Annotated in this window: 12 protein-coding genes; 4 read left to right on the top strand and 8 right to left on the bottom strand. The window is 73.7% G+C overall.

All coding sequences use genetic code 11. The features are described from left to right. Positions 1-27 precede the first annotated feature (27 nt). The 4 genes from lon to WMF31_RS15820 form a co-directional block, all read right to left on the bottom strand. Complete coding sequence (lon, locus tag WMF31_RS15835; protein ID WP_436602744.1) at positions 28-2427, bottom strand: endopeptidase La; 2400 nt, start codon at positions 2425-2427, stop codon at positions 28-30. A gap of 262 nt (positions 2428-2689) precedes the next feature. Next, on the bottom strand, positions 2690-4522 hold the full coding sequence (locus tag WMF31_RS15830; protein ID WP_436602743.1) for an LA_2272 family surface repeat-containing protein: 1833 nt from the start codon (positions 4520-4522) through the stop codon (positions 2690-2692). Between the two features lie 48 nt (positions 4523-4570). Then, complete coding sequence (locus WMF31_RS15825) at positions 4571-5431, bottom strand: hypothetical protein (RefSeq protein ID WP_436602742.1); 861 nt, start codon at positions 5429-5431, stop codon at positions 4571-4573. After that, a complete protein-coding gene (locus WMF31_RS15820) occupies positions 5428-6030 on the bottom strand; it encodes an RNA polymerase sigma factor (RefSeq protein WP_436602741.1) in 603 nt (200 codons plus the stop codon). The genes WMF31_RS15825 and WMF31_RS15820 overlap by 4 nt, the downstream gene beginning before the upstream one ends. Positions 6031-6517: 487 nt before the next feature. Between WMF31_RS15820 and WMF31_RS15815 the strand changes: the two genes are divergently transcribed. Continuing rightward, complete coding sequence (locus WMF31_RS15815; protein ID WP_436602740.1) at positions 6518-7009, top strand: EB domain-containing protein; 492 nt, start codon at positions 6518-6520, stop codon at positions 7007-7009. A gap of 33 nt (positions 7010-7042) precedes the next feature. Here WMF31_RS15815 and WMF31_RS15810 read toward each other — a convergent pair whose 3' ends face one another. The 3 genes from WMF31_RS15810 to WMF31_RS15800 form a co-directional block, all read right to left on the bottom strand. Continuing rightward, a complete protein-coding gene (locus tag WMF31_RS15810; protein ID WP_436602739.1) occupies positions 7043-8344 on the bottom strand; it encodes an STAS domain-containing protein in 1302 nt (433 codons plus the stop codon). Between the two features lie 117 nt (positions 8345-8461). Beyond that, positions 8462-13801, bottom strand: coding sequence for an AAA family ATPase (locus WMF31_RS15805; protein ID WP_436602738.1), 5340 nt, complete (start codon positions 13799-13801; stop codon positions 8462-8464). A gap of 379 nt (positions 13802-14180) precedes the next feature. After that, a complete protein-coding gene (locus WMF31_RS15800; RefSeq protein ID WP_436602737.1) occupies positions 14181-14786 on the bottom strand; it encodes a TetR/AcrR family transcriptional regulator in 606 nt (201 codons plus the stop codon). Between the two features lie 370 nt (positions 14787-15156). Between WMF31_RS15800 and WMF31_RS15795 the strand changes: the two genes are divergently transcribed. Together WMF31_RS15795 and WMF31_RS15790 are read left to right on the top strand one after the other, a co-directional pair. Next, positions 15157-16728, top strand: coding sequence for a serine/threonine-protein kinase (locus tag WMF31_RS15795; RefSeq protein WP_436602736.1), 1572 nt, complete (start codon positions 15157-15159; stop codon positions 16726-16728). An 8-nt stretch (positions 16729-16736) separates the two neighbouring features. Beyond that, positions 16737-17834 carry a hypothetical protein gene (locus tag WMF31_RS15790; protein ID WP_436602735.1) on the top strand — a complete coding sequence of 366 codons (1098 nt, stop codon included), beginning with the start codon at positions 16737-16739 and terminating at the stop codon, positions 17832-17834. A gap of 68 nt (positions 17835-17902) precedes the next feature. Here WMF31_RS15790 and WMF31_RS15785 read toward each other — a convergent pair whose 3' ends face one another. After that, a complete protein-coding gene (locus tag WMF31_RS15785) occupies positions 17903-19366 on the bottom strand; it encodes a PQQ-dependent sugar dehydrogenase (RefSeq protein WP_436602734.1) in 1464 nt (487 codons plus the stop codon). A gap of 248 nt (positions 19367-19614) precedes the next feature. Between WMF31_RS15785 and WMF31_RS15780 the strand changes: the two genes are divergently transcribed. Then, positions 19615-20265, top strand: a complete 651-nt coding sequence (locus tag WMF31_RS15780; RefSeq protein ID WP_436602733.1) for a cytochrome c3 family protein — start codon at positions 19615-19617, stop codon at positions 20263-20265. Positions 20266-20344 lie beyond the last annotated feature (79 nt).

Raw genomic sequence — 20344 nt, 5'->3', positions numbered from 1 at the left:
CCACCGGCTCGCCTGCCGCCGGCTCGGCTACGCGGCAGCCGCCGGCTCTCCCGCCGTCGCGTTCGCCGCCGCGCCGCCGCCTACGGCCTCGATCGGGGCCTCCTCCAGCGCCGCCGCGAGGACCTGGCTCATGTCGTCCACGAAGATGAGCTCGAGCGCCGCCCGGATCTCCGCCGGGATCTCCTCGGCGTCGCGCGCGTTCTTCTGCGGCAGGATGACCCGCGTGATCCCGGCCCGGTGCGCCGCGAGCACCTTGGACTTGATCCCGCCGACCGGCAGCACCCGGCCGCGCAGCGTGCACTCGCCCGTCATCGCCGTGTCCGAGCGCACCCGCCGCCCCGAGAGCAGCGACGTCAGCGCCGTGAACATCGTCACGCCCGCGGACGGGCCGTCCTTGGGCACGCCGCCCGCCGGGACGTGGATGTGCAGGTCCTCCGCCTCCAGCCTCGCCGCGTCCACGCCGAGCTCGCCGGCGTGGCTGCGCACGTAGGTCAGCGCCGCCTTCGCCGACTCCTTCATCACGTCGCCGAGCTGGCCGGTGATCTCGACCCTCCCCTTCCCCGGCATCCGCGAGGTCTCGATGAACAGGATGTCCCCGCCCACCGGCGTCCACGCGAGCCCGGTCGCGACCCCGGGCACGCTCGTGCGCTCCGCTACGTCGCTGAAGAAGCGGACCTTGCCGAGGTAGTTGTCCAGGTGGCGCGGCTCGATGACCACGCGCGGGATCTTGCCGTCGGCCGCGCGCGCGATCTCCAGCGCGATCGCCCGGCAGAGCTTCTTGAGCTCGCGGCCGAGCTGCCGCACGCCGGCCTCGCGCGTGTAGTCGCGCACGATCGCCGCGAGCGCCTCGTCGGTCACCGACAGCGCCTCTGCCTCGATCGCGTGCTCCTCGAGCTGCTTCGGGAGCAGGTGCGAGCGCGCGATCGCCACCTTCTCGTCCGGCGTGTAGCCGGACAGCTCGATGACCTCCAGCCGGTCCCGGAGCGGCGCGGAGAGCGCGCCGAGATCGTTCGCCGTGCAGAGGAACAGCACCTCCGACAGATCGAACGGGAGCTCCAGGTAGTGGTCGACGAACGTCCGGTTCTGCTCGGGGTCGAGCACCTCCAGGAGCGCGGCCTCGGGCGAGCCGCGCCACCCGGCGCCGAGCTTGTCGACCTCGTCGAGGAGCACGACCGGGTTCTTCACCCCGGCCTTCTTCAGCGCGTGCACGACGCGGCCGGGCAGCGCGCCGACGTACGTCCGCCGGTGGCCGCGCAGCTCCGCCTCGTCGTGCACCCCGCCGAGCGAGATGCGCACGAACGGGCGGCCGGTCGCGTCCGCGATCGACTGGCCGAGCGAGGTCTTGCCCACGCCGGGCGGGCCCGCGAAGCAGAGGAGGGTCGCGCGCGGCTCGCCGGTCAGCTTGAGCACCGCCATGTGCTCCAGGATGCGGCGCTTCACGTCGTCGAGGCCGCGGTGGTCCTCGTCGAGCTTGGCCTTCACCGCGTCGAGGTCGTCCTTCACGGCCGCCCGCGCGCTCCACGGCAGGTCGGCGATCCACTCGAGGTAGGTGCGGATCACGTTGTGCTCCGCGCCCTGCTGGCCGACGGACTCGAGGCGCCGGAGCTCACGATCGGCGACCGCGCGCGCCTCGTCGGGGAGCCCGGCCTCGTCGAGGCGCCGCCGGAGGAGCGACAGCTCGTCCTCGCCCTCGGCGCCGCCCGCGAGCTCCTTCTGGATGGCCCGGAGCTGCTCGCGGAGGATCACCTCGCGCTGCCCCTTGCCGAGCTCGCGCCGCACGTCGGCGTCGATCTTCTTCTTCATGTCCGCGAGCGCGGCCGCCTCGTTGAGCAGCTCGGCGACCCGCTGGAGCCGCGGCGCCACGCGCAGCTCGGCGAGCACCTCCATCTCCTTGTCGGTCGGGAGGCCGAGCGCGCCCGCGATCTGGTCGGCGAAGAGGCCCGGCTCGGCCCGGCTCGCGGAGGCGATCTCGGCGAGGTTCGAGCCGATCCTGGGGCCGAGCTCGCGGGCGCGCCCGCGCAGCGACGAGGCGAGCAGGCGCGCCTCCTCGGCGTCGCCGGGGAACTCGGGCGTGACCGCGCCCTCGGCGCGGAGGTACGGCGCGGCCTCCACCAGCGCCGTCAGCGCGAAGCGATCGAGCCCCTCGATCACCAGCCGGAAGCCGCTGGAGACGCGCGTGATGTCGACGACGCGCGCGAACGTGCCGAGGTCGTGGAGGTCCTCGCGCCGGGGGTCCTCGACCTTCGGATCGCGCTGCGCGATCACGCCGATCACGTCGCCCGCGTGAACCGCGTTGAGCAGCGCCACCGAGCGGGCGCGGCCCACCGGCAGCGTGAGCACGGTGCCCGGGAAGAGCACGCCCGTGCGGAGCGGGAGCAGGGGAAATGGAGACGGAGGCGCGACGGCGCCGCTGCGAAGCTGGCTCATGCAAACTCCTCGGGCAGCGGTCGGCTCGCGCCATCCCTGCCGGATTCGGTGGACGGGGGTTGATGGGGAGCGGCCCGCGAACGCGCCGCCGAGGGCGCGCGGCGCAGGGCCGGACGCTCACGTGGACCGCCGAACGCGACCGTTCGAGCGAGCTCCGTGAATCGATGAACGAAAAGTAAATTCGTTCATGCTCCCGTCAACCCGCTCCCATGAGCGGGGGGTGGACGGCTCGGGTCGCCCGCGCGTCGAGCGCGGCGCTCGCTCAGAGCACCTGGACGCCGAGCACGACACCGGGCCAGGCGCGCGTGGCCACCGTGTCGTCGAGCTGGAGGTCCAGGCTGCCGTAGGGGCTCAGCCGGGCGTCCTCGACGGTCTCCGCGTACGCGACGTTGTAGCTCGGCCCCCCGAAGAGCGCGAGGTCCGGGGAGAGGCGGAAGCCGAGGAGAGCGCGCGCCTGAGACATCATGGACGAAGGGTTGAGCCTCGAGATCTCGTGGAGCGAGTACCAGAGCACGTCCACGTCGGCATAGACGCGCTCGGCGATGGAGATGCGGCCGCCCAGGCCGAGCGTGAACGCCGTGAGGGGCCGGTCGCCCGCGAGGCGCATGCCGACCCCGTAGATGTTGTGGAAATGGTCGCTGCCGTGCTTGAGCCCGGCCATCACGATCCCGGACTCGAGCCCCCAGACATCGAGGTGGAGCCGGCCGTCGCGGATGAAGTTGAGCAGACCGAGCGAGAAAGGTGAGTCGTCGGCGTAATTGACGAGCCCGATCTGCGCGCTCTTCACCTTCCCCCGGGCCACGTTCACGAGACCGGCCTGCATGCCGGTCGACTCCCCCGTGGCGACGTTGGCCAGGCTGATCTGCGCGCCCGCCGACCTCCCCGCGGCGACGTTGGCCAGGCCGATCTGCGCTCCCGAGAGCTCGCCCGTGGCGACGTTGACCAGGCCGATCTGCGCGCCGTCGACCGGGCCCACGGCGAGGTTCGCGAGGCCGGTCTGCGCGCCCGCGACGGGGCCGGTGGCGACGTTCGCGAGGCCGGTCTGCGCGCCCGCGACGGGGCCCGCGGCGAGGTTCGCGAGGCCGGTCTGCGCGCCGTCGACCGGGCCCACGGCGAGGTTCACGAGGCCGGTCTGCGCGCCGTGGAGCGACGTGGAGAGGTTGACCCCGCCCGTCACCTGCGCGCCGCGCACCGGGCCGGCCACGAGGTTGCCGACCGAGGAGATCTGCGCGCCGCACAGGAACGAGGACTCGATGTTGACGCCGGCGCCGAGCTCGACGCCATCGACGCCCGCCGTGTACCCGCCGAGGAGGTTCAGCGAGTAGCGGCGGACGACGTCCGTGCCGACGACGCCCGAGGTGCCGACGAGCGGGACGATGTCGCCGCCCACGACGACCGAGCTGGCGCCGGCGAGCGCGCAGGCGGGCGCGGGCCGCGCGCGCGGGGGGCGCGGCGCCGGCGGCCTCCCGGGGCGGGGCGGCGCCGGGCGGCCCGCGGCCGGCGGCGCGGGAGGCGCGGCGGCGGGCGCGGCGGGCGCGCGCTTGCTCAGGGCCGCGGTGAGCTCCGCCGCCTCGTCCCGGACGAGGTTGCCCGCGAGCAGGGCGATCGCCTCCGCGGCGCGGCCTGGGTCCTGCGGGAGATCGATGGTGCGCCCGATGTGGCGGCCATCCTGGGCGTGGAACGTCAGCGTGACCTGCCCATCGGGCTCGCCGCGCAGGACGAGCGTGGGCCGCCCGGCGCTCGCGGCGGAGACCGCCGTCACGGGGCCGGCGAGCTCGCGCTCGACGGCCGCGCGCACGGCGTCCGCGTCGAGCGTCCACGGGGCGTCCTCGACGAGGAGATCGAGGCCTGCGGCGCTCGGCTCCGCGGCGAGCGCGCCCGCGGGGGCGGCGGCGGCCGCGGCGAGCGCGAACGTGGCCGCGAGCACGCGGATCGCCGCGGCGCCCGCGCGGAGGCCGCGGAGGCCCGCGCCGCGGAGAGCCTGGCCGTGGAGGCCCGGGCCGCGGAGGCCCGCGCCGCGACCGACCCGCCCGCGCGCGGAGCGCGACGATCCCCGCGGAGGAGCGCAGGGAGGAGCTGCGTTGCGTGTGTTCATCAACCGTGCTGTGCCCGCTCGCCGCGCGATCGTTCACGCGCCGCCGTGTCACCGGCCATCGCTGCTCAGCGCCTCGAGCAGCGAGCGCGACTCGGTCTGCCGGTAGCCGCCGAAGGCGCCGCGCGCGAACGGCTCGAGCGCCCTCCGCGCCTCGGCCGCGCGGCCCAGGCGAACCAGGCAGAGCGCGCGGTTGTACTGCGCCTCGACCGCGAAGCGGCCGCGCGGGGCGGCGGCGAGGTACGTGTCCCACGCGGCGAGCGCGGCGGCCGGGTCGCGGTCGACGAAGTGCGCGCGATGCGCCGCCTGATAGAGGGCGTGCGCGTCGGGCCCGACGGGCGCCGCCGGGGCGGCCTGGGGGTCGTCGGCCGGCGACGGGGCCGACGAGAGCTCCGCGTCATCCGGCGCCGCGCGGGCGGTGGGCGAAGGGGGCGGGACCGCCGCGCGCCTCGGCGCCCGCGCGCTCACGGGGGGCGCGCTGGGCGCGGGCGCCTCGCTCTGGGGCGGGGCCTCGGGTAGGGCGGGCGCCTCGCTCTGGGGCGGGGCCTCGGGTAGGGCGGGCGCCTCGCTCTGGGGCGGGGCTTCGGGTGGCGCGGGCGCCTCGCTCCGCGGCCCGCGCCGCGCGGAAGGCGGCGCGGGCGGGATGTCGGGCGGGTCTGCCGCGCTCAGGCCGAGCTGGGACGCGAGATCGTGCCAGGCGCCCGGGAACCAGCGCGCCGCCGACGCCCACGCCACGGAGCCGACGAGCACGGCGGCGAGCGGGACCACCACGCGGACGGTCGTGAGGCGGCGAGCGCGCTGCGCCCTCAGGCTCCGCATCACGCGGGCGCGCGTCTCACCAGGACGGGCCCGCGATGCGTCTGCCTCCTCGCGCAGGGCGCGCGTGGCCTCGCGGAGCACGTCGTCGTTCATGGCGTCCTCTCTTCCAGCAGCGTACGGAGCTTCTGCTTCGCATGGAACAGGCGGGTCCGCACCGTCGCCTCGGGCACGCCCAGGATCTCGGACACCTCGCGCGCGCTCCGCTCCTCGACCTCGCAGAGCACGAAGGTCGCGCGCTGCGGGGTCGGCAGCGCGTCGAGGGCGCGGTTCAAGGCCTGGGCGAGGGCGGCGCGGCCGACCTCCCGCTCGGGGCTCGGCGCCCTCGCCTCCTCCGGCTCCAGGGCGAGGCGCTCCATGGCCGCGCGGCGGCGCGCGGCCGCGCGGAGGTGGTGGCGGGCGTGGTTGACCGCGATCGCGATGAGAAACGTCTTCAGCGACGAGCCGCCCCGAAACCGCTGGATGGCCTGCGGCAGGCTGACGAAGACGTCGTGCGTGAGGTCCTCGGCGGACGCGTCGTCGCCGGTGAGGCGGCGGGCGAACCCGCGCACCGCCTCGTAGTGCTGGTCGTACACCTCGCCGATCGCCGCGGCGTCCCCTCGCCGCAGCCGCTCGACGAGGGTGTCCTCCGCGGACGGCGCGTCGTCGGCGCCGCGGGAGAACAGGAACGGCACGAGGAGGGCCATGGCCCTCATCGGGCTCCACCTCTCCGGCGCGTGCCGGGGCTCCGCGGCCCCCTCCGGCCGTCCCGGTGCCAAGCCCGTTGTCCGCTGCGTCCCGTCGCGATCCATCCGGTCGTCGTCATCGTTACATCCGAACGCGCCCCGCGGCGCCGCTCTTTTTCCACCAGCGAGCGTCGGGAGGTCGGGGGCGGCAGGAGGCACAGGGCTTCGTGCCCGGGAGGGAGGAGATCGTTCATGGCTGCGCGCCCGATTCGTGCCCGGAGGGGCCGGGATCGTTCAACCGCGGCGACAGAAAGTCGGAGGGGAGGTCCTCCGGGCGGGTTTGCGGACGTCCTGCGGGCGGGCGAGGGAGCGCGCGCGTCGTAAACGTGCGGAGACGAGCGCGCCGTTGAACGGAGCGCGCGGGGCCGGGCACCCAGGGTCGAGTGGGCAGCGGGCGCCGCGGCGACGGCCGGCGCCGCTGCCGTGGATCCTTCTCGCCCGTCAGGAGTGACGACCTATGAGCATGCGCAAGGCCTTCGAGTGGGGACTCGGTCTCTCGATGTCTTTCTTCGCCACGACGATGATCGGTTGCTACATCGAGGCCGACGAGATCTGCGACTGGGACGAGGACTGCCACTGGGATGAAGGGCCGGATGTCCCGCGCCCGGATCGCGACCACGATATCGAGATCCCGGGCGGCGACGACGATGACGACGAGGTCCCGGACGGCGACGACGTGATCGTGGTCGGCGGCGCTTCGGGCAGCGGGGGAGCCGGAGGGAGCTCGCCCGAGGATCCGGGCGCCTGCGAGGCGGACTGCGACTGCCCGAGCGGAGAGGAGTGCGTCGCCGGGGCGTGCAGGACGCCGTGCGCGGCCTCGTGCGACTGCGCCGAGGGGGAGTCGTGCGTGGACGGGTACTGCGAGGCCCCGCCCGAGCCGGCCATCTCCTGCGAGGCGGATTGCGACTGCCCCGGCGGCGCGGCGTGCGTGGAGGGGGTCTGCGCCTGACCTACGCCGCGCTCCGCCGCGGCGCGCGCCGCATCAGGTGGCCTCCCTGCCCCGCCGGAGCGCGAACGCCACGCCCTCCTGCAACGTGAGGAACGTCCGGAGGCGAGCCATCGAGATGCCGAGCTCGACGAGCTGCCGCGCCGCGTCCGGGCTCAGGCCGGTCAGCACCGGCTCGGCGCCGAGCAGCCGGACCGCGCCCGCCGTCCGCTCGAGCTCGACGGCCATCTGCGCATCCATCCTGGGCACGCCCGTGACGTCGATGATCGCGGTCCGGGTGCCCCGCGCGACGATGCCCCGGAGCAGCGCCTCCCGCATGCTCTCCCCGCGGCGCGCGTCGAACTCTCCGACGAGCGGGATCACGACCACGCGATGGGAGATCGGCACGATCGGCGTCGACAGCGCGCTGAGCGCCTCGACCTGCGCCTTGAGCGAGATCTCCCGCTCTCGCAGCAGGCGCTCTTCCTCCTGGCGCTGCCTGAGCTCGGTGATGTCGGTCAGGGAGATGATCGCCTCGGAGCGCCCGCCGCCCAGGGCCGTGACGCGCATGTCGAGGTGCCGGCGCGTCCCCGCGCCCTCCGCGGTGAACTCCATCCGCTGGATCGTGGCCTGATCGATCGCGCGCTGGACCAGCGCGACCGCGCGCGCCGCGTCGCCCTCGGGCACGAGATCCTCCAGGGATGACGGGGCGGCGCCGCCGCCGAAGGCGGCGCCCCCCGGCTGCGGCCGGACCTCGAGGCACCGCCCCTGCCGGTCGACCCGCAAGATCCCCTGCGGCAACGCGTCGAGGAGCGCCCGGAGGTGCGCCTCGCGCTCGATCAGCGCGGCGTGGGCCCTCGCGCGCTCCCGCTCGTGCCTCCACTTTGCGCCGAGCGCCGCCGCCATCTGCCGGACCTCCATCGGCTCGAACGGCTTCTTCAGGATCAGGTAGCGGTCCACCTGCGAGAGCCGGTTCGCGATCTCCTTCCAGGACAGGTCGGTGTACGCGGTGCAGAACACGGCCTGGATGTCCGGGTCCTCCTCGAAGATCCGGTGGAGCGTCTCGACCCCGTCGATCCCGGGAGGCATCCGGAAGTCGACGAACGCGACCGCGTAGGGCTCCCCGCGAGCGCGCGCCGCTCGCACGAGCTCGATCCCCTCCTCGCCCTGGTGCGCGAGCGTGAGCTCGAAATCGAGCTCGACCACCGGGAGGGATCGCGGCGCCTCGATGTCGCCGAAGAGCTCGGCCTCGTGCTCCTCGAGCGAGGCCCTGGAGGGGTTCGGCCTCAGGATCCTTAGGAAATCATTGTGGATTGACGCGTTGTCGTCGATGATCAGGATCCGTGTTCTCTTAAGCAAGCTCGCCTTGTTCATCTCCACCTCGGCCCGCGTCGACGCTTCGAGCTCGGGATGCCGGGCATGGCACGTCCAACGAAATGCACAGGAGATCGCGGCAGCGCCCCGGCCGCGCGGTCCTCAGTCGACGGCCTCGGCATGGATGCTCCCGCTCCGGGGCGCCATGGCCGGGAGCTCGAGCGTGAACCTGGCGCCCTGGCCAGGCCCCTCGCTCTCCGCGCGGAGCGTCGCGCCGAGCAGCCGCGCCTCCAGCACGCTCGCGTGCAGGCCGAGCCCCGTGCCCTCGGGCCACGTGGTGAACCCCTGCTGGAAGAGCCGCCCAAGGTGCTCCGGCGCGATGCCGACGCCGGTGTCCTCGACCTCCACCGAGCAGCCGCCCCCCTCGAGCGGCGCGCACCGGATGAGCACCCGGCGGGTCGAGCTCGCCGAATAGCACACCGCGCGCCGCGCGTTGGTGACGAGGTTGGTCACGATCTGCAGCAGCCGGTGGCGATCCGTCTCGATCCGGATCTCCTCCGCGAGCTCGCAGACGACCTCGATGCCGTGGTGCGCGCGCTCGGCGCGGTTCAACCCGACGCGCAGGGCGTCCTCGATGACGGAGGCGACCATGACCGACTCGACGATGATCTTCATCCCGGCGTTCCGGAGCTGATCGGACACGATGTCGCGGATGCGGCTCACGCACTCGCCGAGCTCCGCGAGCTCGGAGCACGCGGCCTCGTGCTCGGCCGCGAGGTGGCACGAGAGCTCCTCGACGTACTCGATGAGCCGCTGGCCGCGCGGATCGCTCGCGAGGAACCCGCCGAGATCGTGCCTGTTGGCCCGGAGGAGCTGCGCCACCTGGGCGAGCCGCGGGACGCGCGACTCCGCGAGCCGCTCCGAGAGCTGCATCCGCAGCACCATGACGCTGTTCAGCGCGTTGCCCACGTTGTGCATGGCGCTGCCCGCGATCTCGGCCATCCCCGCGCGGCGCGCGGCGTCGACGAGCTTCTGCTGCGTGCTGCGCAGCTCGCGCGTGCGCTCCTCCACCCTCCGCTCGAGGCCCTCGTAGACGAGCGCGTTGTTGAACGAGACGGCCGCCTGCGCGGCGAGCAGGTGGAGGATCTCGAGCCGCTCGGGCCCGAAGAGCCCCTCGAACAGGTTGTTCTCGAGGTAGATGGCGCCCAGCACCTGCCCCTTGAGCAAGAGCGGCGCGCAGAGCATCGAGCGGACCTTGTGCGCGCTCACGTACGGGTCGTCCCGCAAGGCCGGATCCCGGGACGCGTCGGCGGAGATCACGCTCGTCCGCGTGCGCACCGCGAGCCGCACCGCGGAGGCGCACACGTCCTGGCGCTCGTCCGCGAGCGGGATCGAGGGCAGCGCCTTCCACGCGGGCGGGTGCGCCACGCCCTGCGCGACGAGCACGAGGTGGTCGCCGCGGACGAGGAGCAACGTCCCGCGCTCGGCGCCGGCGTTCTCGACGAGCACCTGCACCATGCTGCCCAGCAGCCGCTCGACCACGAGCTCCTGGGAGAGCACGCGCGCCGCCTTGAGCAGCGTCTCCACGTCGAAGACGTCGGCCCGCGCGGCGCCGGAGGCGGCCCCGTGGCGCCCCGGCCGGATGAGCGGGAACTCCTCGGTGAGGAGCGCGATCTTGCGGTCCGCGCGGAAGCGGCCGTAGGCCGAGAGCGCGTCCGTGAGGAAATCGAGCGCGACGCGCGTCCTGCCGCGCGACATCCAGAAGCGGCCGGCGAGCTCGCAGGCGATGGCCTCGATGTTGACGAAGCCGTGCTCGCGGGCGAGCGCGATGGCCTGCTCGTAGCGCCCGGCCGCCTCGTCGGACCGCCCGTCGACGCGCGCCGCCTCCGCCTCGACGAGCAGGTGCTTGTGCGAGAAGTTCGCCGGGCAGCTCTCGGCCCAGCCGCGCAGCCGCTCGCGGCAAGCGTCGAGGTCGGCGCGCAGCCGCACCGCCTCCGCCTCGCCTGGCGGCGCCCCCGCCCTCGCCGCCGGGAGGAGCGCCGCGATCGCGAGCGCGCGGTAGAAGCGGAGCGCCGCGGTCTGGAACTTCCCGGCGAGGGAGCCGAGGTTCTCCTCCGCCTCGTCGGCGACCCGCAGCGCGTCCGCGGGCCGGCCGTGCAGGTACAGGCACATCGTCTTGAGGATCTGGTAGTGGCAGAGCGCGTAACGGGTCTGGTGCGCCTCGCAGTCCGCGAGGTACTGCGCCTCCGTCAGCGCCTCCTCGGGCACCGCCGCGTCGTCGCCGGTGAGGTCTCGGAGCGCGAGCAAGAGGCCGAGGAGGCTGTGGGTGGCCACCGTGTGCTTGGTCTGCTTCGCGAAGCGGAGGGAGCCAGGCAGCTCCTCGAGCAGCCCGCGCGCGTTCTCGCCGCGGAAGAGCGGGTTGAGGAGCAGGTAGATGAGGAAGTAGCCGGCGAACTGCAGGTCGCCCGCGTCGAGGCCCGCGCGGTAGCCCTCGCGGAACAGCTGGTCCGTCTCCGCGAGCGGCCGCACCCACGTCTGGATGTTGTTGCCGAGGATGTAGCAGGCCCGGCAGAAATCGCCCTGCATGCGGAACCTGAGCCCGATCTCGGCCGCCAGCCGGCCGAACTCGTAGCCCTTCCGGTAGTCGCCGTGGAAATGGCCGATCAGGCCGCCGTACATCGCGAAGCCGTAGGACGCCTCGGGCGCGAGGCCGTGCTCGAGCGAGATCCGCACGATGCTGCAGCACGCGAAGAAGTTCAGCCTCTCGCGCTTGAGCATGTAGAGCGGCGCCATGAGCTCGTTGAGCACGCTGACGGCCAGCCGCTGGCTCTCGTCGGTGATCGGCGGCGCCTCGATCAGCGAGGCGGGCGCCCGCCCGGCGAGCAGCTCCTCCACGCGCGCGGCCTCGGCCTCGACCAGCGCCTCGAGCTCCGCCTCGCCGGCGCGCGAGGGGAGCGCGACGCCGACCAGGGCGAGCGCCTCGCGCCCGGCCTCCACCGTGTCGATGAAGCGGCCGCGCATCGTGTACTGCACCATCCGGAGCTTCAGCAGATCGGCCTTCTCGACCGACGTCCTCGCGTGGCGGAGCGCCTCGGAGGCGAGCTCCTCGGCGACGTCCATGGCGCCGAGCAGGTACTCCACCTCGGCGAGGTGCCGGAGCAGGGTGAAGGCGAGCGCGTAGTGCGACGCGAACGCGCCGGCCGGGAGCAGGCTGCGGCCCGCCTCGAGGTAGCGCCGGGCCGCGGCGTACGCGGTCGCCTGCTTCGCCCGGATGGCCGCGTCCAGGTTGATCTGCGCGATCGCGAGGCGCTCCTCGGCGTCCTCCACGAGCGCGAGCCCCTGGTCGAGCTGCTCGACGATCGCGAAGACGCGCTCGGCGCGCTCCTCCGGCGGCGTCCCGGCGAGGAGCCGGCGGCCGATCCGGAGGTGAACGGCCTCGCGCTGCGGCCGATCGAGGAGCTCATAGACCGCTTGCTGCACGCGGTCGTGGAGGAACCGGAAGCGGGTCGAGGAGGCCGCCTCGCCGGACGCGCCCGGGGGCGCGCCCGTGATGCCGACGACGTACTCGCTCCGGATCGCGGGCGCGAGGCGGAGCGAGATCTCGGCCCGGTCGAGCCCGGCGATGACCGCGAGGGTCTCCAGATCGAAGGTGCTCCCGATGCACGCGGCCAGCGTGAGGATCTCGACCGTCGCGGGGTCGAGGCTGCGCACCCGCCGGCTCATCAGCTCGACGACGTTCTCGGTGAACCCTCGCCCCTCGATCTTCTCGAGATCCCAGCGGAAGCGGCGCTCCTCCGGGGAGAAGACCACGAGCCCGTCGGCGTCGAGGGCCTGCAGGAACTGCCTTGCGAAGAACGGATTCCCCTCCGTCTTGTGCATGATGAGCCGCGCGAGCGGCTCCACCGAGGGCGGCTCCTGCCTCAGGGTGTCGGCCACGAGCCGGGTCAGCGACGCGAACGACAGCGGGAAGAGCTCGATCGTGTTCACCGTCACGGCGCTCGCCTGCACCGACCGGAGCGTCATGAGCAGCGGATGGCTCTCGCTCACCTCGTTGTCCCGATAGGCGCCCACGAGGAGGAAGGGCCCGAGCGCCTCGCCGTCGAGGAGCCCCTCGATCAGCCAGAGCGAGCCGGCGTCGGCCCACTGCAGGTCGTCGAGGAAGAGGACGAGCGGCTGCCCGGCGCCGCAGAACGCCTTGATGACCCCCCGGAAGGCGAGCAGGAGGCGGTGCTTGGTCTCCGCCGGGCCGAGCTCGATCGGGGCGGGCGGGGCGCTCTCCGCGCCGAGGATGATGCCGATCTCGGGCAGCACGTCGACGAGCAGCGACGCGTTCCTCCCGAGGCACCGCTCGAGCGAACGTCGCGCCTCTTCCACGCGCTCCGCGCTCTCCGCGAGCACCTGCTGGAGCAGGCTCCGGAGCGCCTGGATCACGGCGGAGTACGGGATCCCTCGATGGAGCGTGTCGAACTTGCCCGAGATGAAATAGCCTTGCTCCCGCGTGAGCGGCTTGTAGATCTCGTGGACCAGCGACGTCTTGCCGATCCCGGAGTAGCCGGTGATCACGATGACCTCGCGGCTGCCGCGGAGCACGCGCTCGAAGACCGACACGTAGCGCTGCGCCTCCCCCTCGCGCCCGTACAGGAGCTCGGGGATGCGGAACTGGCCGGAGACGTCGTGCTGACCGGGAGGGAACGGCTCGATTCGCCCCGCCTCGCGTAGCGAACGCTGGCAAGAGAGGAGGTCTCGCGAGAGGCCCTCTGCGCTCTGATAACGCTCCTCGGCGTCCTTCGCGAGGAGCTTCATGACGATGGCCGACACCGCCTCTGGCACCGAGCCCTCCGGCAACGGCGCCGGCGGGCGGGCGAGGTGGGCGTGCATCCACTCGAGCGGCCCCACGGCGTCGAAGGGCAAGCGCCCCGCGAGCATCACGTAGAGCACGACCCCGAGCGAGTAGAGGTCCGTGCGCGCGTCGAGGGCCCGGTTCATGCGGCCCGTCTGCTCCGGGGACATGTAAGGCAGCCTCCTCTCCTCGACCGTGCTGTGCACGTGGGGGTGCTCCTTCCGGAGCCGCGTCGCGAACATGAAATGGGTCAGCCGGACCGCGCCGCTCGACGGGGCGACGAAGAAGCTCTGCGGCTGGATCTGCTTGTGGATCACGCCGCCGCGGTGCACCTCGGCGAGCGCGTCGGCCATGCTCGCGGCGTCGGCGAGGAACCGCTCGATCCCGAACGGCGAGCGCGCAAGGAGCCCGTCGAGGGGAACGAGATCCTCGTCCTCGAAGACGAGGAGCGGCGCCTCGCCGCAACGCTCCATGAGCATGGGGCGCAGCACCCGCGCCGGGTCGAGAGATCGGGTGATCTCGAGCTCATTGAGGAGCGCGCCCGCGGCCTGCGCAGTCGCATGACGAGGTGAGTCGATGTGAGCCTTGAGGAGCACCCGCCGCCCGTCGCTCTCGCGCACAGCCCGCACGAGGCGCCAGCGGTCGTTGGTTGTCTGCAACACCACTTCGTCTCGGTAGCCCACAGTTCCTTTCAAGGCTCCACTCCGTTTTGTCGACGCGCCGATGGACCACCGGCGAGATCAGCGGCTCGACATGGTGACACAAATAGCGGAGACTCCTGAAAAAAATCAGCACCCATGATCCTGTTCGCCATAGCACGACGGCGCGCCCGGACTGGGCCTTGTGATGACGATGTCAGGAATCCTCGAGTCCCGTCGGCATGAGCGCGATTGAGTCGCGTGATCGCTCAACGCGGCTCGGCAGGCGCCGCGCAGCAGGCCGCCCCTGCACGGCGCAAAGCGATTTCCGGCGCGGGAGCGCGCCGCCCGCTCCCTGGCGAGCGGGCTTCACAGGCCACGATGCGCTGGCCGCGGGCCAGCGCTACGGCTCACGGCGCACGAGGCCGTACAGCACGATCCGGTGCACCGCGGCGAGCGCGGACTCGACCTCCTCGCGGGGGCCCTCGAACAGCCACGGAGGGGCGAAGCTCGCGTAGGCCCGGAGGAGCGCGCGCGCGGCGACCTCGGGCTCCTCGACGTGGAGCTCGCCCGCGCGCGCGCCGCGGACGAGCAGGTCGCGGAGCAGCGCGCGCTCCTCGTCGCAGAAGCGGGCATGGGCCGCCTTCACCGCGCGGCTCTGGCAGTGCACGAGATCGCACGCGTGCGCGCCGCCGTCGGCGAGCGACAGGAACGAGCGCGCGCGCGCGTCGAACACGGCGCGCAGCCGGTCGCAGAACGGCCGATCGCCCTCGGCCGCGGCCCCGCGCATGGCCGCCATGACCGCGCGGTGCTGCTCCTGGGACAGCTCCTCGACGATGGCGTCCTTCGAGGCGAACTCCAGGTACACGGCGCCGACCGCGATCTCGGCCTCGCGCGCGATGTCGGCGACCGTGGTCTTGGCCGGCCCGTACCGGCGCAGGAGCCGCTCCGTCGCCGCGAGGATCCGCGCTCGCCGCTCGCTCGCGCCGCCGGGGTGACCGTGCTCCATGGCGTGAGCGATGTTCTCGCGAATTCACGCCCGGGGGAAGCGCCCCCGTCGCGCGCGGGTCAAGGAGCGCCAGACAGGCAGCCAGACAACATGAAGCGAGGCGGGCAGCCAGGCAGCAGGCAGCAGGCAGCCAGGCAGCACGGGCCGGGCAGCAGGCAGCCAGGCAGGCGAGCCGCCAGGCAAGGCAGGCAGGGAGAAGCGGGCGGCGGCAGGCGGGTGAGGCGGGGCGCCGCGCGCCGCGACGGAGCACAGCCCCGCGATTGATCGCCGTGGCTCAGGCGGGTATCGTGGCGTGGGTTTGTGCCGGATTCTCCGTGAAACTCGCGCGGATCGCGCGATCCGCGCTCCGGCCCGCCGGAGGAACTGATCCATGACGAGCACCTCGCCGACGCACGACGAAGCCCGTGGGCTGGTTCGAGAGGGGCAGGTGCTCGCGGGCAAATACCGCGTCGAGCGCGTGATCGGCGCCGGCGGCATGGGCGTCGTCCTCGCCGCGACCCACCTCCAGCTCGAGGAGCGGATCGCGATCAAGCTGCTCCTGCCGGAGGCGGCGAGGGCGAGCACGCTCGCCGAGCGCTTCATGCGCGAGGCGCGCGCCGCGGTGAAGATCAAGAGCGAGCACGTGGCGCGCGTGACCGACGTCGGGACGCTCGAGTCGGGCACGCCGTACATGGTGATGGAGTACCTCTCGGGCAGCGACCTCTCGGAGGTCGTCCGCGCGGGGGGGCCGGTGCCCCCGGAGACCGCGGTGGAGTACGTGCTCCAGGCGTGCGAGGCGATCGCCGAGGCGCACGCCGCGGGCATCGTCCACCGCGATCTCAAGCCGGCGAACCTGTTCCTCACGCGGCGCGCCGACGGCTCGCCGTGCGTGAAGGTGCTCGACTTCGGGATCTCGAAGGTCGCGACCGGCGGCGCGGATCCGCGGATCACCGACACGACGGCGGTGATGGGCTCGCCGCTCTACATGTCGCCGGAGCAGCTCCGGTCGGCCCGCGACGTCGACGCGCGCACCGACATCTGGTCGCTCGGCGTCATCCTGTTCGAGCTGCTCACTGGCGCGCCGCCGTTCGACGGCGCGACCATGCCGCAGCTCTGCGTGGCGATCATGCAGGGCGCGCCGCGCCCGCTCGCCGCGTTCCGGGCCGACGTGCCCCAGGCCCTCGAGGCGGTGATCCTGAGGTGCCTGGAGAAGGCGCCGGACCGGCGGTTCCGCAGCATCGCCGAGCTGGCCGAGGCGCTCGCCCCCTTCGCCACCGCGCGGGCGCGGATCTCCGTCGAGCGGATCGGCGGCATCTCGCGGGCCTCGGCGCCCCCGCAGCAGACGGTCGTGGCCGAGAACGCGGTGACGTCCCCGACCGTGATGAACACCGTGCCGTCGTGGAGCGGGACGCTCGCGCCGCGCAGGCGGCCGGGGCGGCGCGCCCTCGTGCTGGCCGGCGCCGGACTGTCGGTGCTCGCGCTCGGCGCGCTCGGCTTGCTCGCCGCCCGCCCGAGCGGCGGCGCCGGGGAGACCGCGGCGTCCGCCGCCGCCCCGGCCGAGGTCGCGTCGCCGACCGCCACGGCGGTGACGCCGCCGGCCGCCTCCGCGGCGCCCTCGCCGGCGATCACGCCAGGCGTCGCGGCGGATCTCGCCCCGGCGACCAGCTTCGCGGCGGCCCCGGCCGGGGTCGAGGCCGCGCCGACGGCGCAAGCCAGCGGCACGGCCCCCGCGCCGCGCCCCGCGGCCCCCGCGCCGCGCCCCGCGGCCCCCGCGCCGCGCCCCGCTACCCCCGCGCCGCGCCCCGCTGCCCCTGCGCCACGCCCCGCAATCCCCGCGCCGCGCCCTGCTACCCCCGCGCCGCGCCCCGCAACCCCGACGCCGCGCCCCGCGACGACGCCGGCACCCCGGCCGCCCGCCGCGCCGATGCCGTCCCCTGGCAACCTGTTCGACGATCGCAAGTGAGGATCCCCATGAAGAGCTTGCCCACGCAGCACCTCGGGCGCCTGCTGGCGCTCGCGATGTTCCTCGCCGCCCTCGTGGGCGGCGCCGGCGACGCCAGGGCCGATACGGCGGCGGCGCAGGCCCTGTTCGACGCGGCCAGGCAGCTCATGGCGCAGGGCAGGCACGCCGAGGCGTGCCCCAAGCTCGAGGAGAGCCAGCGGCTCGACCCGGGGATCGGCACGCAGTTCAACCTCGCGGCCTGCTACGAGCACGTCGGCCGGACCGCGAGCGCCTGGTCGATGTTCCTCGAGGTGGCCGGCGCGGCCAAGGCCGCCGGCCAGCCGGAGCGCGAGAAGGTCGCGCGCCAGCGCGCCGCGGCGCTGGAGGCGAAGCTCATCCGGCTGACGATCACCGCGCCGCCCGACGCCCCCGAGGACCTCCAGGTGAAGCGCGACGGCGCGCCCGTCGGGCGCGCGCAGTGGGGCATCCCGGTGCCGGTCGATCCCGGCAGGCACACCGTCGAGGCGGTCGCCCCGGGCCGGCGGCCGTTCGCCAGGACCGTCGCGCTCACCACCCCGGGCGCGTCCGAGACCGTGGCCATCCCGCCGCTGCCCGCGGGCAGGGTGGCGACGCCCGCCGCCCCGCCCCCGCCCCCGCCGGCGACAGGCCCCGGCCTGCCCCCGGTCGCGCCGCGCGCGCCCGCGGCCGCCGCGGCGCCGACGCCGGCGGCCCCGCCGCAGATGCGGCGCCGCAGCAAGGGGATGATGGTGACCGGCATCGTGCTGATCAGCGTCGGCGCCGTCGCCGTCGTCGGCGGGGGCCTGGCGATCGCCGCCGCGTGCCCGGGCGACACGTGCGACGACACCGAGGACACCTTCCTCGGCTACGACGAGTACGGCGAGCCAATTTACATGGGCGGCTTCGACAGCGGCGAGGACGACTCGGCCGCGGCCGCCGGGGTCGCGCTCGTGCTCGGCGGGATCGTCAGCGCCGGCGTCGGCATCCCGCTCGCCATCATCGGCGGCCGCAAGGTGCCTGTTCAGCCGGAGAAGAAGGCCGCCGCGGCCGCCGCCGCGCCCGAGCTCGTGCTCGGCCCGCGGTACGCGGGGCTCCGCTGGTCGATGTGATCGCCGGCGCGGCGCCCGCCGCGCGATCGCGCCGGCGCGGCGCCCGCCGCGCGATCGTGAGAGCGCGCTCACTCCGGATCGATGCGGTACACCGTGCCGTTGAACTCGGCGACATAGAGCTCGCCAGCGCCGTCCTGCCCGAAGCCGGCGATGTTGAAGCCGAACGACTCGAGATCTCCCGTGCGGTCGACGGGCGCCGACGCCACCCCGCCCTCGTACGTCAGCGTCCAGATCCTGCCGCTGCAGAAGTCGCCATAGAAATAAGACCCCCGGAGCCACGGGATCTTGCTGCCGCGGTAGACGTGGCCGCCGGTGACCGAGCAATCCTCGATCTCGCGCCCGGCGTGGGCGTACTCGGCGGCGGGCAGCGTGATGAGCCCCTCGGGATCGCAGTCCTCCGCCGGGACGAAGCAGTGCGCGCCCTCCATGCGGCGCCAGCCGTAGTTCCTCCCGCCCTGCCCCGCCGGCTCGATGTCGATCTCCTCCCACAGCATCTGCCCGACGTCGCCGATGTAGAGATCGCCCGTGCACGCGTCGAAGCTGAAGCGGTACGGGTTTCGCAATCCGTAGCTCCAGATCTCGGGCCGGACGCCCTCGCCGGTCATGTTCCCCGGCGGGATGCGGTACGGGTGCGTCGCGACGTCGAGGCGGAGCATCTTGCCGAGCAGCGTCGAGAGATCCTGGCCATTGCCGGTGGCCGAGTGGCCTTCCCCGTAATCGTTGCGGTTCCCGCCGTCGCCGAGCCCGACATAGAGAAAGCCGTCGCGCGGGCTGAACTCGATGGATCCGCCGTTGTGGTTCCGCTGCGGTTGCGCCTGCTCGAGGTACGTGGCCACCGGGGTCGGATCGGCCTCGTCCGGGCTCGCGCCCCGCCTGAACTCGACGATCCGCGTGTCGCCGCCCGTGGCCCTGTCCGAGTAGTGCACGAAGAAGCGGCCGTTCTGCGCGTAGTCCGGGTGGAAGGCGAGGCCGAGGAGCCCGCGCTCGTCACCGCTGCCCACGAACATGACGAGCTCCTGGATGTCGAGGAACGACGAGAGCTCGGTCGCGCCGTCCTGGAGGACGAAGATCTCACCGGCCTGCGACACGATGAAGAGGCGCGTCGGATCGCCCGGCGCCGATTTCACGAGCAGCGGGTACACGATGCCCGAGACGAGCGGGGTGAGCTTCAGCGCTCCCTCGTCCCCGCGCGGTGGTGAGCAGTCCACGCCCGCCGCGGGCTCTCCGCCGCCCCCGCCCGCACCGCCGCTCGCGCTCGCACCGCCGCTCGCGCTCGCACCGCCGCCCCCGCCCGCACCACCGCTCGCGCTCGCACCGCCGCCCCCGCCCGCACCACCGCTCGCGCTCGCACCGCCGCCCCCGCTGCCCGGGCTCGCACCGCCGCCGCCCGCCGCCGGGGCGCCGCCCGCCGCGCTGACCGAGAGCGGCGAGAGCGACTCCTCGCTCGAGCAGCCGACCAGGGCGAGCCCGGCCGCCGCGGGGACCGCGATGGAGAGGAGGGGAACCAGAAGCGTCGAGCCCGCTGGCCTCATGAGGTGAGGATATCGCAACGCCCCACGCCGAAGGTGAAGATCGGCTATCTCGCCCCCCCGCGCCGCGCCGTACGCGCTCGCGCGCGCGAGCGCGGCGTGCACGCCGGACGGCGCCGCTCCGGAGGCGCCGCAGCGAGGCGGGCGCGTCGCCCGAGACGCGGCGAGATCGCGAAACGAGCCCTCCCATCACCGCATCGATGGAGATGGCCGCACTGCCGCACCCTGAGCTGAGCCGGCCCCACGAGAGCATGGCATCCGTTTTTCCGCGCTGGAGCAACACCGCATTCCGGGTAGCGCTCGCGATCATCGTCCTCGGCGTGGTGACGGCCATCGCCGCGCCGATGATCTACGTGCGCACCGAGTGGAACACACGACAGAACCTGCCCATCGAGCAACCGGTGCAGTTCGATCACAGGCATCATGTGCAGGACGACGCCATCGCGTGCCGGTTCTGCCATTACACGGTCGAGCGGGCGGGCCCGGCGGGGATGCCGGACACGGAGCTGTGCATGGGGTGCCACAGCCAGATATGGAATCAGAGCCCCAAGCTGCAGCTCGTCCGGGCCAGCTATTTCTCGGACACGCCGATCGTCTGGAACCGCGTCTACAACGTGCCGGACTTCGTCTATTTCAGCCACGCGGCCCACGTGAACAAGGGCGTCGGCTGCGTGACGTGCCATGGGCGCGTGGACCGGATGCCCGATGTCCACCAGGTGACCCCGCTGACCATGGGCTGGTGCATCGATTGCCACAGGGCGCCGGAGCGGCACCTCCGCCCGCTCTCCGCGATCACGGACATGGAGTGGGACGCCGGGCCCGACGCGGAGCGGATCGGCCGGCAGGTCGCGGAGGAGCTCGGCGTGCGGCGCCTCCTCCACTGCTCGACCTGCCACAGGTGAGCGCGCGCGGGGGTCGAGGAGGGGCAGCGACGAGCGCGGAGCGCGACGGGGGCGACGGCGCCGATCCACCGATGACCTG

The organism is Sorangium sp. So ce1036, assembly GCF_051369805.1.
GTDB classification, from domain to species: Bacteria; Myxococcota_A; Polyangia; order Polyangiales; family Polyangiaceae; genus Sorangium; species Sorangium cellulosum_F.
The sequence above is the reverse complement of the archived record's forward strand: the minus strand, read 5'-3'. Positions and strand labels throughout refer to the sequence as shown.